This window comes from Pseudomonas sp. NFACC46-3, from assembly GCF_900114515.1.
Lineage (GTDB): Bacteria > Pseudomonadota > Gammaproteobacteria > Pseudomonadales > Pseudomonadaceae > Aquipseudomonas > Aquipseudomonas fluorescens_Q.
The window spans coordinates 1-13,757 of the sequence record NZ_FOTH01000065.1; the positions used below are offsets into that span (position 1 = coordinate 1).

At 61.9% G+C, this 13,757-nt stretch carries 13 protein-coding genes; 3 read left to right on the top strand and 10 right to left on the bottom strand.

Annotated elements, in window-relative coordinates:
- Window positions 1-126 precede the first annotated feature (126 nt).
- From tsaB to ppc, 3 genes are all read right to left on the bottom strand, one after another.
- Window positions 127-804: a tRNA (adenosine(37)-N6)-threonylcarbamoyltransferase complex dimerization subunit type 1 TsaB gene (tsaB, locus tag BM300_RS29330; RefSeq protein ID WP_092349108.1), complete on the bottom strand. Its 678-nt coding sequence runs from the start codon at window positions 802-804 to the stop codon at window positions 127-129.
- A 93-nt stretch (window positions 805-897) separates the two neighbouring features.
- Window positions 898-1,545 carry an adenylate kinase gene (gene adk, locus BM300_RS29335; RefSeq protein ID WP_072343510.1) on the bottom strand — a complete coding sequence of 216 codons (648 nt, stop codon included), beginning with the start codon at window positions 1,543-1,545 and terminating at the stop codon, window positions 898-900.
- Window positions 1,546-1,836: 291 nt separating this feature from the next.
- Complete coding sequence (gene ppc, locus BM300_RS29340) at window positions 1,837-4,467, bottom strand: phosphoenolpyruvate carboxylase (RefSeq protein WP_092143992.1); 2,631 nt, start codon at window positions 4,465-4,467, stop codon at window positions 1,837-1,839.
- Window positions 4,468-4,646: 179 nt separating this feature from the next.
- Here ppc and BM300_RS29345 point away from each other — a divergent pair, with 179 nt between their 5' ends.
- The 3 genes from BM300_RS29345 (at window position 4,647) to BM300_RS29355 (ending at window position 6,528) form a co-directional block, all read left to right on the top strand.
- Window positions 4,647-4,991 carry a pilin assembly protein gene (locus BM300_RS29345; protein ID WP_072343512.1) on the top strand — a complete coding sequence of 115 codons (345 nt, stop codon included), beginning with the start codon at window positions 4,647-4,649 and terminating at the stop codon, window positions 4,989-4,991.
- 283 nt (window positions 4,992-5,274) lie between these two features.
- On the top strand, window positions 5,275-5,688 hold the full coding sequence (locus BM300_RS29350; protein WP_003198164.1) for a DUF4398 domain-containing protein: 414 nt from the start codon (window positions 5,275-5,277) through the stop codon (window positions 5,686-5,688).
- A gap of 51 nt (window positions 5,689-5,739) precedes the next feature.
- Window positions 5,740-6,528 (top strand): lipotoxin F family OmpA-related lipoprotein LptF, encoded by a 789-nt coding sequence (locus BM300_RS29355; RefSeq protein WP_063325159.1) that lies wholly within the window; start codon window positions 5,740-5,742, stop codon window positions 6,526-6,528.
- Window positions 6,529-6,716: 188 nt separating this feature from the next.
- Here the strand turns inward: BM300_RS29355 and BM300_RS29360 are convergent, their stop codons facing one another.
- The 7 genes from BM300_RS29360 to prfB form a co-directional block, all read right to left on the bottom strand.
- The gene (locus BM300_RS29360) at window positions 6,717-7,046 is read right to left on the bottom strand and encodes a PA3694 family proteiin (RefSeq protein ID WP_003198160.1); all 330 of its coding nucleotides are present in this window, start codon (window positions 7,044-7,046) and stop codon (window positions 6,717-6,719) included.
- Complete coding sequence (locus BM300_RS29365) at window positions 7,043-7,948, bottom strand: alpha/beta hydrolase (RefSeq protein WP_092464679.1); 906 nt, start codon at window positions 7,946-7,948, stop codon at window positions 7,043-7,045. Before BM300_RS29365 ends, BM300_RS29360 begins: the two co-directional genes overlap by 4 nt.
- 84 nt (window positions 7,949-8,032) lie before the next feature.
- Complete coding sequence (locus tag BM300_RS29370) at window positions 8,033-9,310, bottom strand: flavohemoglobin expression-modulating QEGLA motif protein (protein ID WP_063322801.1); 1,278 nt, start codon at window positions 9,308-9,310, stop codon at window positions 8,033-8,035.
- A gap of 36 nt (window positions 9,311-9,346) precedes the next feature.
- Complete coding sequence (locus BM300_RS29375; RefSeq protein WP_072343518.1) at window positions 9,347-9,901, bottom strand: hypothetical protein; 555 nt, start codon at window positions 9,899-9,901, stop codon at window positions 9,347-9,349.
- Between the two features lie 165 nt (window positions 9,902-10,066).
- Window positions 10,067-10,783 (bottom strand): TetR/AcrR family transcriptional regulator, encoded by a 717-nt coding sequence (locus BM300_RS29380; RefSeq protein WP_058545985.1) that lies wholly within the window; start codon window positions 10,781-10,783, stop codon window positions 10,067-10,069.
- Between the two features lie 101 nt (window positions 10,784-10,884).
- Window positions 10,885-12,387 (bottom strand): lysine--tRNA ligase, encoded by a 1,503-nt coding sequence (gene lysS / locus BM300_RS29385; protein ID WP_092223278.1) that lies wholly within the window; start codon window positions 12,385-12,387, stop codon window positions 10,885-10,887.
- A gap of 108 nt (window positions 12,388-12,495) precedes the next feature.
- A protein-coding gene (gene prfB / locus BM300_RS29390) for a peptide chain release factor 2 (RefSeq protein ID WP_095963568.1) occupies window positions 12,496-13,591 on the bottom strand; the annotation gives its coding sequence in 2 pieces (ribosomal slippage) (window positions 12,496-13,518 and window positions 13,520-13,591; 1,095 coding nt in all).
- Between the last annotated feature and the right edge of the window lie 166 nt (window positions 13,592-13,757).

Sequence of the window (13,757 nt, forward strand, 5' to 3'; positions counted from 1 at the left end):
GCAGACGCCACTGTCGCCGGGCTGGAACATCTTCAGTGGTTGGGAAAAACGGGGGCGGCTGCGCCACCCAGCGGGAGCAAGCTCCCTCGCCACAACGCTGCCCGCTTGAAAGTGGCGTGATGCTTTTTACCGCTCGGACTTGGGCGTTGCCACCTTGTCCCGCAGGTACACCGGCTGCGCATCATCGGCGGGAATGGCTTCACCGCGCTCCCAGGCGAAGCGCGCCAGGGCCAGCAGGTCTTCGGCGTGAGGCAGCAGGGAGGCGTCCTGGCCGGTCAGGCTGACGGCGATGCGCTCGCCGTAGCCCCAACCGGTACCGGCACCGAACCATGCACCGTCGGCCCCGCTTGGCAACGCCGCGGCCTCGGGTGGCAATACCGCCTCAGCACCGACCAGGCGCATCTCGCCGTCGGTTTCGCGATAGCAGCCCCAGTACACCTCGTCCATGCGCGCATCGATGGCCGCTGCGACTTGGCGGGCGCCCTGTTCACGCAAGGCGCGCTGGGCCAGCACCGCCAGGTTCGACACCGGCAACACCGGCCGCTCCAGGGCAAACGCCAACCCTTGCACCACGCCGATGGCGATGCGCACGCCGGTAAAAGCCCCCGGCCCGCGACCGAAGGCAATCGCATCCACTGCCTGCAAGGTCGTCCCGGCATCGCTCAGCAGTTTCTGGATCATCGGCAATAGCTTCTGCGCATGCAGGCGCGGGATCACCTCGTAATGGCTCGTGACCTTGCCGTCGTGCAGCAAGGCAACGGAGCAAGCTTCAGTCGCGGTGTCCAGGGCCAGCAAGGTGCTCATCGATGTGTCCGTAAATCAGGTGGAAAAAAGTGCGCCAGTATAAACAACTACGGCCCGCAAGCGGGCCGTAGTTGATGCAACTGATCAGACTTTTCAGCTCAGCGCTTCGAGCACCTTGCCGGTGATCGCATCGACCGAGCCAACGCCCGGGATGTGGCTGTACTTCGGCTTGCCCTGGGCAGCCGACAGGTTCTGGTAGAACGCCACCAGCGGCTTGGTCTGGGAATGGTAGACCGACAGGCGATGACGCACGGTTTCTTCGGTGTCGTCCTTGCGCTGCACCAGCTCTTCACCGGTAACGTCGTCCTTGCCCGCGACTTTCGGCGGGTTGTAGACGGTGTGGTAGACACGGCCAGATGGCTCGTGGACGCGACGACCGGCAATGCGCTGGACGATCTCTTCGTCGTCGACCGCGATTTCGACCACGTGATCGAGCTCAACACCGGCAGTCACCAGGGCTTCGGCCTGGGGAATGGTGCGCGGGAAGCCGTCGAACAGGAAGCCGTTGGCGCAATCGGCTTGAGCGATACGATCCTTGACCAGGGCGATGATCAGGTCATCCGACACCAGGCCGCCGGCATCCATGATGCTCTTGGCCTTGACGCCCAGCTCGGTGCCCGCCTTGACTGCGGCACGCAGCATGTCGCCAGTGGAAATTTGCGGGATACCGAATTTTTCGGTGATGAACTTTGCCTGAGTACCTTTACCGGCCCCGGGAGCTCCCAGCAGAATGACGCGCATCGATGTGCTCCTCAATTTTTTTATGTAAAACGCTCGGATTCGCCTCGTGGGGCCAATCTTCGAAAAACAGGATCGTGACCGCCCAAACGGCCAAAGGCTGATCAAGATACACAGCAGGCCCGACCCACACAAGCCGCCGAAAGTCGGAGGAACCCGCACCCGATACGACCTTCGGAGGAGGTGGCGAGAGTCGCAACCGAGCAACAAACTGTCGCCTGGCCAACCCTTACCCTCCCCCCACGGACAACGCCCGGGAACGCCGGACGAGCCGTTTCGGTGCGCTGCCTGATCTTAGCCGGTATTGCGCAAACCGGCGGCAATCCCCGCCACAGACACCAGCAACGCCTGTTCCACGGGGCTGCCCTGGGCCACATCCTGCCGCCGCGAGCGCGCCAACAATTCGGCCTGCAGCAGGTGCAGTGGGTCGAGGTAAGTGTTGCGCAGGCGAATGAATTCCAGCGTGGCTGGGCTATGTGCCAGTAGCTGCGACTGACCGGTCAACCCAAGGACCACCGAGCACGCCTGCGACAATAGGTCGCGTAAATGCGCACCCAAAGGCAGCAGCCCAGGTTCCACCAAACGCTCGTCGTAGGAGCGGGCAATGTCGGCGTCGGCCTTGGCCAGCACCATTTCCAGCATATCGATGCGGGTCCGGAAGAACGGCCACTGTTCGCGCATTTGCCCCAACAGCTCGCCTTCGCCACGCTCCAGGGCCTTGCTCAGTGCGGTTTCCCAGCCGAGCCAGGCCGGCAGCATCAAGCGGGTCTGGGTCCAACCGAAGATCCACGGGATCGCCCGCAGGCTTTCGATGCCACCGGCCCGACGCTTGGCCGGACGGCTGCCCAGGGGCAGGCGCCCCAGTTCCTGCTCGGGGGTGGACTGGCGGAAGTACTCGACAAATTGCGGGTTTTCCCGCACCACGGCGCGGTAGGCACGGACGCCATCGGCCGCCAGCTCGTCCATCAGGTCCCGCCACTGCGGCGTGGGAGGCGGCGGTGGCAGCAGCGTCGCTTCGAGCACGGCGGCGAGATAAAGGTTGAGGTTCTGTTCGGCGATGTCCGGCAGGCCGAATTTGAAACGAATCATTTCGCCCTGCTCGGTGGTGCGGAAACGCCCGGCCACCGAACCCGGTGGCTGGGACAGGATCGCCGCGTGCGCCGGACCACCACCACGGCCCACGGTGCCGCCGCGACCATGGAACAACAGCAGTTCGACTTGCTGCTCGCGGCAGATGTCCACCAGCCGCTCCTGGGCCCGATACTGCGCCCAGGCCGCCGCAGTGGTCCCGGCATCCTTGGCCGAATCGGAATAGCCGATCATCACTTCCTGAGGACCTTGCAGCCGCGAGCGATAACCGGGCAGCAGCAACAGCCGCTCGATCACCGGCCCGGCGTTGTCCAGGTCGGCCAGGGTCTCGAACAGCGGTACCACGCGCATTGGCCGCAACACGCCGGCGTCCTTCAACAACAGCTGCACCGCGAGGACATCGGAAGCCGCACCGGCCATGGAGATCACGTAGGAACCCAGGGACGCCGCTGGCGCCGCGGCCACTTCTCGGCACGTCGCCAAGACTTCCGCCGTATCGGCCGATGGCTTGAAATGGGCCGGCAGCAGCGGACGCCGGTTGCTCAGTTCCGCCAGCAAGAAGCTGATGCGCTGCTCCTCGTTCCAATCCTCATAGCGCCCCAGCCCCAAGTAGTCGGTTATTTCCGTCATGGCGGCGGTATGGCGCGTCGAGTCCTGGCGCACATCGAGGCGCACCAGGAACAGACCGAACGTCACCGCCCGGCGCAGGCAATCGAGCAGCGGCCCGTCGGCAATCACACCCATGCCGCATTCGTGCAACGAGTGGTAGCACAGCTCCAGGGGGTCCAGCAGCTCGCGGTTGTGCTGTAACACGTCGGCGCTTGGCGGCGTGGCGGCGCTCAAGGAGGCGTGGGCCCAGTTGCGGGTGGCGCGCAGGCGTTCACGCAATTGCTTGAGCACGGCGCGATAAGGTTCGGCGCTGTCGCCGGCCTGGGCACGCAAGGCCTCGCTGGCGTGTTGCATGGACAGCTCGGCCGCCAGTTGATCGACATCACGCAGATACAGGTCCGCCGCCATCCACCGCGCCAGCAACAGCACCTCGCGGGTCACGGCAGCGGTGACATTCGGGTTGCCGTCGCGGTCGCCGCCCATCCACGAGGCAAAACGGATTGGCGCGGCCTCCAGCGGCAGGCGCAAGCCGGTCGCGGCATGCAGGGCCTGGTCGGCCTTGCGCAGGTAATTGGGAATGGCCTGCCACAACGAGTGCTCGATCACCGCGAACCCCCACTTGGCCTCGTCCACCGGGGTTGGCCGGGTGCGGCGGATTTCTTCGGTGTGCCAGGCTTCGGCGATCAAGCGTTGCAGGCGTTCGTGAATCTGCGCGCGCTCGGCGCTGGTCAGGTCGCGGTGATCCTGGGCCGCCAGTTGCGCGGCGATGGCGTCATATTTCTGGATCAGTGTACGGCGAGCCACTTCCGTGGGGTGTGCCGTGAGGACCAATTCGATCTCCAGCCGCCCCAATTGCCGGGCCAGGGCCTCGGCGCCATGGCCTTCGGCCCGCAACCGGGCGAGCAGCTCGGGCAACACCCGCGCCTCGAAGGGTTCCGGCTGCGATTCTTCGCGGCGGTGGATAAGTTGATATTGCTCGGCGATATTGGCCAGGTTGAGAAACTGGTTGAATGCCCGCGCCACCGGCAGCAGTTCGTCCTCGCTCAACTGGTTGAGGCTGGCGCTGAGTTCGGCGTCCACGGAACCGCGTCGGTCAGCCTTGGCGCCCTTGCGGATCTGCTCGATCTTGTCGAGAAACGCATCCCCGTATTGTTCGCGGATGGTGTTGCCCAATAACTCACCCAGCAGGTGAACGTCTTCGCGCAAGCGTGCATCGATATCGGTCATCAGCATTTCTCCAGCAAAAAGTCCGGACAGCTCTTGGATTAGAGAGTGCCGATGCCCACCGTTTCTGACAAGCGACGAAGGGACTTTAAACCTTGCAGGACAAAGCTAGTCTCATGATTAAGCCACACAACGGCTTGTCACTCACCGCGCCTGCCACGAGCAGGCTTATTGAGGTCATCATGAAAATTCGTGAGCTTGCCCAGCATTGGGAAGAAAACGCCAAGGGCCGTCTGACCGAGACTGGCTACACGATTCACCTGGACGTGGAAGCCGCCGCCCGGCTGGCAGCAATCTGCGACATGTACCCCAAGCGCCAGCCCGAGGAGCTGCTCGGCGAGCTGATCGGAGCGGCACTGGAAGAGCTGGAAGCCAGCTTCCCCTACATCAAGGGCTCGCAAGTCGTCGCCACCGATGAAGAAGGCGACCCGCTGTACGAAGACGTGGGTCCGACCCCACGATTCCTCGCCTTGTCCCGGCGGCATCTGCACGACCTTTCCTCGCAGAACGACAAATCCAAACACTGACCGCTTTCATTCCTGGTTGCGACTTTCCGGCGCGGTGGCTTTCCACCCGCGCCGCAATACCGCTGCGCGCCTTGAAAGTTCAGCTTTTTTGCCGCTGACCGATCAGTCAGTAATTCTTTTGGCGAATGGCCATCTTCGCTGAACTTTTGAAAAACGCCTCGGGTCACACCGAGTAACCATACTGGAACGGTTGTTTAAATAAACGCGCCTTGGCGCCAGCGCCAAACCAGACGTCACGGCTTCGGTCCCAGCATGGATTTGTCGTTTTTTCAGGAGTTTTCCAATGGAGTTGAAGCCTATGAATACCTGCACTGCCAAACCCTCATCCACTGGCCTGCGCGGCTTGAAGTTGGCTGCCCTGGCGATCGGTAGCAGCTTCATTCTCGCCGGTTGCGCCGGTAATCCACCTTCGGAGCAGTACGCGGTGACCCAATCGGCGGTCAACAGCGCCGTCAGCGCCGGCGGTACCGAATTCGCTGCTGTGGAAATGAAATCGGCCCAGGACAAACTCAAGCAGGCGGAAATCGCCATGCATGACAAGAAGTACGACGAAGCCAAGCGTCTGGCCGAACAGGCCGAGTGGGACGCCCGCGTCGCCGAGCGCAAGGCTCAGGCCGCCAAGGCCGAACAAGCACTCAAGGATTCTCAGAAAGGGGTTCAGGAACTGCGTCAGGAAGGCATGAACAAGGTTCAGTAAGCCGTTCACGCCACGACGTACTTCTCATTGATAAAAGGACGACAGACTATGATGCACAAACACTTGATGATGCCCGCCCTGCTCGCTGCCTGCGTAGCCCTGGCCGCTTGCTCCCACGACCCGAACGCGAACCTGGAACAGGCCCGCACCAATTACAACGGCCTGCAGGCTGATCCAGCGGCGACCAAAGTGGCCGCACTGGAAACCAAGGACGCCGCCGACTTCCTGGCCAAGGCTGACAAGGCCTATATGGACAAGGAAGACGAAGCCAAGGTCGACCAGTTGGCCTACCTGACCAACCAGCGCGTCGAAGTGGCCAAGCAGACCATCGCCCTGCGCAACGCCGAAGCCGAGTTGAAAAACGCCGGTGACGAACGTGCGCGTGCCTTGCTCGATGCGCGTAACGCGCAGATCAAGCAACTGCAGGACAGCCTCAACGCCAAGCAGACCGAACGCGGTACGCTGGTGACCTTCGGCGACGTGCTGTTCGCCACCAACAAGTCCGACCTGCGCGCCAGCGGCATGACGAATGTGAACAAACTGGCGCAGTTCCTCCAGGAAAACCCGGACCGCAAGGTGATCATCGAAGGCTATACCGACAGCACCGGTTCGGACTCATACAACCAGTCGCTGTCCGAACGCCGCGCCAACTCGGTGCGTATGGCTCTGGTGAATATGGGCGTGAACATGGACCGTATCGTGACCCAAGGCTATGGCAAGGAATTCCCCGTGGCTGACAACACCAGCGTCTCGGGCCGTGCCATGAACCGTCGCGTGGAAGTGACCATCTCCAACGACAACCAGCCAGTGGCCCCGCGCTCGACCATGAGCGCCAACTGATCGACTGACGGCCAACAAAAAGCCCCGCCTGACTTCAATCAGGCGGGGCTTTTTAATGGCTGCACATTTTGTTGAGCGGGTCGTATCCCCTGTGGGAGCGAGCTTGCTCGCGATGGCGGCAGGTCAGTCGACATAGGTGTTGACTGATCCACCGCTATCGCGAGCAAGCTCGCTCCCACAGAGAATTGTTACGGCTGCAGTTTCTGCGGCGTCTCCTGCCCCATGCAGCGCACCGCGCGTTTCTTCTCGTTGATCAGCACGCCGGTCAGGCCTTTCTGCTCGGTGTCGAACAACACCAGCACACCATCGATGCACTGGGCGACCTGGGGGGCCGGCTCCAGGGAAACCTTGTAGTCCTCGCCCGGTACGGTCTTGAGCATGGTGAATTGGTTGAGCAGCAACGCATCCTCAGGCTTGGCGAAGTGCAGGTAGCCGTAGTACCACAGCGTCGCAACGGTGCCGAGGATGCTGCAGATACCGGTGATGATCAGGGGGATGGCGTTACGTTCTTCGCTCATTGCGGGCTCTCTGGTGATTCAACGGGTGATTTCGGGTAATTCGGGACCTCGCCCAGGCGGCGCAGGCCGTCGAAGTGCTGGGGATCGTCGAGGTAGCGCAGCATCACAGTGCGCCAGGTTGGGTCGGCGAACGTCTGCACATGGCCGCCGCGTGTCAATTGCAGGACCCGCGGTGGCGGCGCAGCTTGATACAGGCGGATGCCATTGGAAAGGGGAACGATGGGATCGTCCAGGCTGTGGTAGATCAATTTCGGCACGCCATTCAATTGCGCCACGGAACTGATCGCGCTGTCACCGTCCGGTACCAGCCAGGACAACGGCACCTGGAACGGCCAGGTCAGCCAGGACGTACTCAGGGCAAAACGGCCGACGTCGCGATAGCTGGCGGGCACGCCATCGAGCACCAGGGCCTTGAGCTGTCGCTGGCGCTGCGGATGCTCGACCAGGTAATGCACCGCCAGCGCACCGCCCAGGCTCTGGCCGAGCAGCACCAGCGGCTTGCCCTGCACCTCGGGCGCCTGGTCGAGCCATTGGAACGCGGCGTCAATGTCCTGGTAAATCGCCGGCAGGCTCGGCTCGCCTTCGGACAGGCCATAACCCCGGTAGTCGACCATCAACACCTGGTAGCCCTGCTCCGGCAACCACCAGCTCCCGCCCAGGTGCCAGGCCAGGTTGCCGCCGTTGCCGTGCAAATGCAGGACCGTGCCCTTGACCTCCACACCCGGTTTGACGGGCAGCCACCAGCCGTGAAGCTTGAGACCGTCGGCGGTGGTCAGGGTGACGTCGCGGTACTCGAGCCTGGCCCGCTCCGGGGTGAACGGCTGGCCGTGTTCGGGGTAGAACAGCAGGGAACTGCAACCGCTCAGGGCCAACAATAGGCAAATGATGCCGAGGGTTCGCATCCGGTGAAGCCTCGCAAAAAAACAGAATTGGAACACGGTCCCCTGCGGGAGCAAGCCCGCTCCCACAATTGGACAGTGTGATGCTCAAAGGATATTGGAATAATCCGCTTCGATCCGGTCCAGGCTCAGGTGGTTCAGGAAGTTGGAGAAACACATCCAGGCCGACAGGGCGTTCATGTCGCGGAACTGCTCGGGCAGGTATTTGGGCGGCACCACCAGGCCTTCGTCTACCAGTTGCCGCAACGTACGCATGTCCTCGAGGGTGGTCTTGCCGCAGAACAGCAGCGGCACCTGCTCCAGTTTGCCTTTGCGCACGGCCAACTGAATGTAGTTGTAAACCATGATGAAGCCCTTGAGGTAGGACAAGTCTTTGGTAAATGGCAGCCCCGTCGGCACCGAGCCACGGAACACCCGGCTGGCGTTGCCGTAGCTTTCGGCCATTTCAAACCCCTGCTCGCGGAAGAACTCGAAGATCTGCAGGAAATCGGCGCCCTCCTCCACCATATGAATGGCCCGGGTACGGTTGGTCAGTTTGCGCAGGCGGCTCGGGTAGGAGGCGAAGGTGATGATTTCCATCAGGATCGCCAGGCCTTCCTGGGTGACCGTGGACGAGGGTGGGCCCTTGGACAGGAAGGTGCAGATTGGCTGGTTGAGGCCGTTGAGCGTTGTGCCGACGTGCACCAGCCCTTCGTGAACTTCCAACGCACGCACGTCGCGCTCGTTGAACATCGCATCGGTGCGGATCTTGATGTAGTCCGCGCCCGCCGCTGCGTCGGCCACGATACCATCGGACTCGAATACCCGGATGGTTTCCTCGGCTTCGCCAAACACCCGGTTGAGGCGGTGTTGCAGCAGGCTGACGGCTTCCTTGGCGCTGAGGACTTTCGGCTCGTCCTTGAGGTCGCCACGGCCATCGATGTTGTTCAGGTAATCGGAGAGCATCAGGCCCAGGTCGGCCAGGGTCGGGTCGCCGGCGTGGAAGGCATCGGAGGCGGCGCCATAGAGCTCCTGGGAGATCAGCCCGAAATCCTCGGTGCCACGGGCCTCGAGCATGCGCACCACCATGCGGTATTCCTTGCACATGCGGCGCATGATCTGGCCAACCGGGTTGAACTGCCCAAGCTGGCGGGTGATGTCACGCTCGATGTTCTGGAACTCCAGCTTCACCTTGCTCGAATCGAAGGACAGTGGCCGGTTGAGGTAATAGTCGCGATCCACCGCAGGCATTTCCTTGCCCTTGGCCTTGAGAAAGCCCTTGCGGATGTTCTCGTCCCACTTCACCGCGTCGAGGATGCGAATCGGCGTTTGCGCCAGCACAATGCGATCGGACAAGGTGCGTATCGTCTGCTGGTAATCGTCCACCCGGAACTCCTGTGAAAAAACGTCCGCTTGTTGCTGTTATTGGGGTTTGACCAGCCGCTGGTAGCGCACGGCCTCCGAGAACACATCGGAATTGGCCGGGTCGTCGAGGTAACTGAAAACCTTGTTCATGTCGCTGTCCACCAGCACCCCGTCACCTTCCTCGCTCTGGTTCGGCTGGCCGCTGAGGCGTTTCTGGCCGATGGCCTGGTTGATCTGATCCACGTCCAGGTTGTAGACCACCAGCTCTTGCTTGTCGGTCAACTCGAAACCGGCGATCAAATAGTGGCCGCCAAACCGGGCCGGCACCTTGGCCGACACGTACCAGCGGCTGCCATGACGGGAAACAGTCAACGGGATGGCTTCACGCTCATGGGGCCTGGCCCTGAAGTAGCTGATGGCTTGGTAGCGGTGCCTGCCGACCTTCGTCAGCTCCAGGTTCAACGGTTCGCCCCAGGCATTGGTGCTGGTCCAGTGACCGAGCAGGCCCTCTGGCGCGGCTTCGCTTTGCGGCAACGGTGCCTTGAAGGACACCAGGCAGCCACTGAGCAACAGCAACGACACGGCCAGGACAACGGCACGCCAGGCTTTCATTTGAACTCCCTATGGCATCTGTGGCGAGGGGATTTATCCCCGTTGGGCTGCGGAGCAGCCCCCTTGCAGTCAGCTCAGTTAGCCAGATGTACCCAGTTGGCTGGTTTTGGGGCCGCTACGCGCCCCAGCGGGGATAAATCCCCTCGCCACAGGGAACGGTGTAATTCACACCGACGCCAGTACCAGGTGCATGTAGCGGGTCAGGATGCCGAGCATATCTTCATCGGCTACCGGCTCGGCGCCATTGAGCAAGCCCTGATATTCCATCCGACCGATAATCGCCGTCAACACTTTGGCATCCTGTTGCGGCTCACGGGAGCCCAATACCTGGAAAAACTGACAGGTGCCGTGCAGCAAAATCTGCTGGTGGGAACGCACCAGCACCGCCAGGCGCGGGTTGAGCAGCGCTTCCTGGCGGAAGGCCTGTTCAGCCATCAGGTACTCACGGCGACTGTCCAATTGGTGTTGCACGTAGTCGGCGGTCATCCGGGCTATGTCGTCCGCCAGTTGCGAGCGCGATTGGGCGCTGCCGTCACCGTAAGCGACCATTTCCCGCAGCAAGCCTTCGTTGCTGGCCCACAGCTTGGCCATGAACGCCGCGCTGCGCTCCACGTATTGGGCGAAGGTATCGGTGAGCAGGTCGTCGATGTCCTTGAAATAATAGGTGGTGGCCGACAGCGGCACGCCGGCTTCGGCGGCCACGGCGCGGTGACGCACGGCTCGCACGCCATCGCGCACCACAATGCGCATGGCCGCGTCGAGAATCTCCTGGCGACGCTGCTCACTGCCCTGTCGGCTGGCCTTGCGGCCCTGGTACTGAACACTTTCAGCGACAGCCGTGGCGACGCCCGCGGCACCTTCTGAAGCCATTGCACGATTCACGACAGGTCTTCCTCGCTCTTTGAAAAACTAACCAATTGATACGTTTGTACCAGACAGGCAATAAAAAGCCGCCCATCGAGGCGGCTTTTTATTTGAAGCACTTACGCTTGAGGCCGCATGTGCGGGAAGAGAATCACGTCCCGGATCGACGGCGAGTTGGTCAACAACATCACCAGGCGATCGATGCCGATGCCTTCGCCTGCGGTCGGCGGCATGCCGTACTCCAGGGCACGCACGAAGTCGGCATCGTAGTGCATGGCTTCGTCGTCGCCGGCGTCCTTGTCAGCCACCTGGGCCATGAAACGCTCGGCCTGGTCTTCTGCATCGTTGAGCTCGGAATAGGCGTTGGCGATTTCACGACCACCGATGAACAGCTCGAAACGGTCGGTCACGCTTGGGTTCTCGTCGTTGCGACGGGCCAGCGGCGACACTTCGAACGGGTACTGGGTGATGAAGTGCGGCTGTTCCAGCTTGTGCTCGACCAGCTCTTCGAAAATCATCACTTGCAGCTTGCCCAGGCCTTCGAAGCCAAGCACCTTGGCACCGGCCTTCTTGGCGATGGCGCGAGCCTTTTCGATGTCGTTCAGGTCATCGGCAGTCAGTTCAGGGTTGTACTTGAGGATCGAGTCGAACACCGACAGGCGCACGAACGGCTCGCCGAAGTGGAACACCTTGTCGCCGTACGGCACGTCGGTGGTCCCGAGAACAAGCTGCGCCAGCTCGCGGAACAGCTCCTCGGTCAGGTCCATGTTGTCTTCGTAGTCGGCGTAGGCCTGGTAGAACTCGAGCATGGTGAACTCGGGGTTGTGCCGGGTCGAAACGCCTTCGTTACGGAAATTGCGGTTGATCTCGAAGACTTTCTCGAAGCCACCGACCACCAGCCGCTTGAGGTACAGCTCCGGCGCGATGCGCAGGAACATTTCCATGTCCAGGGCGTTGTGGTGGGTTTCGAACGGCTTGGCCGCCGCACCGCCGGGGATGGTCTGCAGCATCGGCGTCTCGACTTCCAGGAAGTCACGCTTCATCAGGAAGCTGCGGATGTGAGCGATGACTTGCGAACGTACACGGAAGGTCTGGCGCACGTCTTCGTTGACGATCAGATCGACGTAGCGCTGGCGATAACGCTGCTCGGTGTCGGTCAGGCCGTGGTGCTTGTCCGGCAGCGGGCGCAGGGACTTGGTCAGCAGGCGCACGCTGGTCATTTCGACATACAGGTCACCCTTGCCGGAACGGGCCAGGGTGCCTTCGGCGGCAATGATGTCGCCCAGGTCCCAGGTCTTGACGGCGGCCAGGGTTTCTTCCGGCAGGGTCTTGCGGTTGACGTAGACCTGGATGCGACCGGTCATGTCCTGGATCACCATGAACGAACCACGATTGAGCATGATACGACCGGCCACCTTGACTGGAATCGCCGCCTCGGCCAGCTCTTCCTTGGTCTTGTCCGCATACTGCTTCTGCAAGACGTCGCAGTAGGCGTCGCGGCGGAAGTCGTTGGGGAAGGCCTGGCCCTTGGCGCGCTCGGCAGCAAGCTTTTCCTTGCGCAGGGCGATCAGGGAGTTTTCTTCCTGTTGCAGGGCTTGCGGGTCGAGTTCTAGGTCGCTCATGTCTTTAAGGATTCCATCACAGGTTCGTTGCCCCCGGCCCCGGGCCGGAGTTTGCGGGCCAGCCTGCTCCTTGATGGAAGCGTGCCTGCCCGCCGCATGGGTGTCGCGTTACAGCCCTTGTTTGAGGCTGGCGATCAGGTATTCATCGATATCGCCATCGAGCACCTTGTCGCAATCGCTGCGTTCGATGCTGGTCCGCAGATCCTTGATCCGCGAGGCATCGAGCACGTACGAACGGATCTGGTGACCCCAGCCGATGTCCGACTTGGTGTCTTCCAGTGCCTGGGACGCCGCGTTGCGCTTCTGCACTTCCTGCTCGTAAAGGCGAGCCCGGAGCATCTTCATCGCGGTGTCTTTGTTGGCGTGCTGGGAACGCTCGTTCTGGCAACTGACCACGGTGTTGGTCGGTACGTGGGTAATCCGTACGGCCGAGTCGGTGGTGTTGACGTGCTGGCCACCGGCCCCGGAGGAACGGTAGGTGTCGATGCGCAAATCCGCCGGGTTGATCTCGATCTCGATGTTGTCATCGATTTCCGGCGAAACGAAGACGGCCGAGAACGAGGTGTGGCGACGGTTGCCGGAGTCGAACGGGCTTTTACGCACCAGGCGGTGCACGCCGATCTCGGTCCGCAGCCAGCCAAAGGCGTATTCACCCTTGATGTGCACGGTAGCGCCCTTGATCCCGGCGACTTCACCGGCCGACAGTTCCATGATGGTGGCGTCGAAACCGCGTTTGTCAGCCCAGCGCAGGTACATGCGCAGCAGGATGTTGGCCCAGTCCTGGGCTTCGGTGCCGCCGGAACCGGCCTGGATGTCCAGGTAGGCGTTGTTCATGTCCATCTCGCCGCTGAACATGCGACGGAATTCCAGCTTGGCGAGGTTCTCGTCGAGGCGTGTCAGCTCGGCGACGACATCGCCGACCGCGCCTTCATCGTTCTCTTCGACAGCCATGTCCAGCAGGTCGCGGCAATCGGCCAGGCCGCTGGACAACTCGTCCAGGGTCTCGACGATCTGCGCCAGCGCAGAACGCTCGCGGCCCAGCTCCTGGGCGTACGAAGGGTTGTTCCAGACATTCGGATCTTCAAGCTCGCGATTGACTTCGGTCAGACGCTCATGCTTTTGATCGTAGTCAAAGATACCCCCGAATAGTTTCGGAGCGCTCGGACAGGTCCTTGATGGTGTTAAGGATCGGGTTGATTTCCATGGCGGGCAGCACTCGTTGGCGAACTTTTGAAAGCCGGCGAGTATAACGTAATCAAGCGCCAGCGGCAGCCCGCCTGGCGGCTTTAGGGGCAATGATACTCAGGGGTGGGTCAACACGGACCTGTGGCGAGGGAGCTTGCTCCCGCTGGGCTGCGCAGCAGCCCCAA

What these genes read in the sequence shown, in the direction of transcription:
- adk (WP_072343510.1), bottom strand. Translation starts at nt 1,545, where the DNA reads ATGCGCGTCATTCTGCTGGGAGCTCCCGGGGCCGGTAAAGGTACTCAG.
- BM300_RS29350 (WP_003198164.1), top strand. Translation starts at nt 5,275, where the DNA reads ATGGAGTTGAAGCCTATGAATACCTGCACTGCCAAACCCTCATCCACT.
- tsaB (WP_092349108.1), bottom strand. Translation starts at nt 804, where the DNA reads ATGAGCACCTTGCTGGCCCTGGACACCGCGACTGAAGCTTGCTCCGTT.
- BM300_RS29375 (WP_072343518.1), bottom strand. Translation starts at nt 9,901, where the DNA reads ATGAAAGCCTGGCGTGCCGTTGTCCTGGCCGTGTCGTTGCTGTTGCTC.
- BM300_RS29365 (WP_092464679.1), bottom strand. Translation starts at nt 7,948, where the DNA reads ATGCGAACCCTCGGCATCATTTGCCTATTGTTGGCCCTGAGCGGTTGC.
- BM300_RS29360 (WP_003198160.1), bottom strand. Translation starts at nt 7,046, where the DNA reads ATGAGCGAAGAACGTAACGCCATCCCCCTGATCATCACCGGTATCTGC.
- lysS (WP_092223278.1), bottom strand. Translation starts at nt 12,387, where the DNA reads ATGAGCGACCTAGAACTCGACCCGCAAGCCCTGCAACAGGAAGAAAAC.
- BM300_RS29345 (WP_072343512.1), top strand. Translation starts at nt 4,647, where the DNA reads ATGAAAATTCGTGAGCTTGCCCAGCATTGGGAAGAAAACGCCAAGGGC.
- ppc (WP_092143992.1), bottom strand. Translation starts at nt 4,467, where the DNA reads ATGACCGATATCGATGCACGCTTGCGCGAAGACGTTCACCTGCTGGGT.
- BM300_RS29355 (WP_063325159.1), top strand. Translation starts at nt 5,740, where the DNA reads ATGCACAAACACTTGATGATGCCCGCCCTGCTCGCTGCCTGCGTAGCC.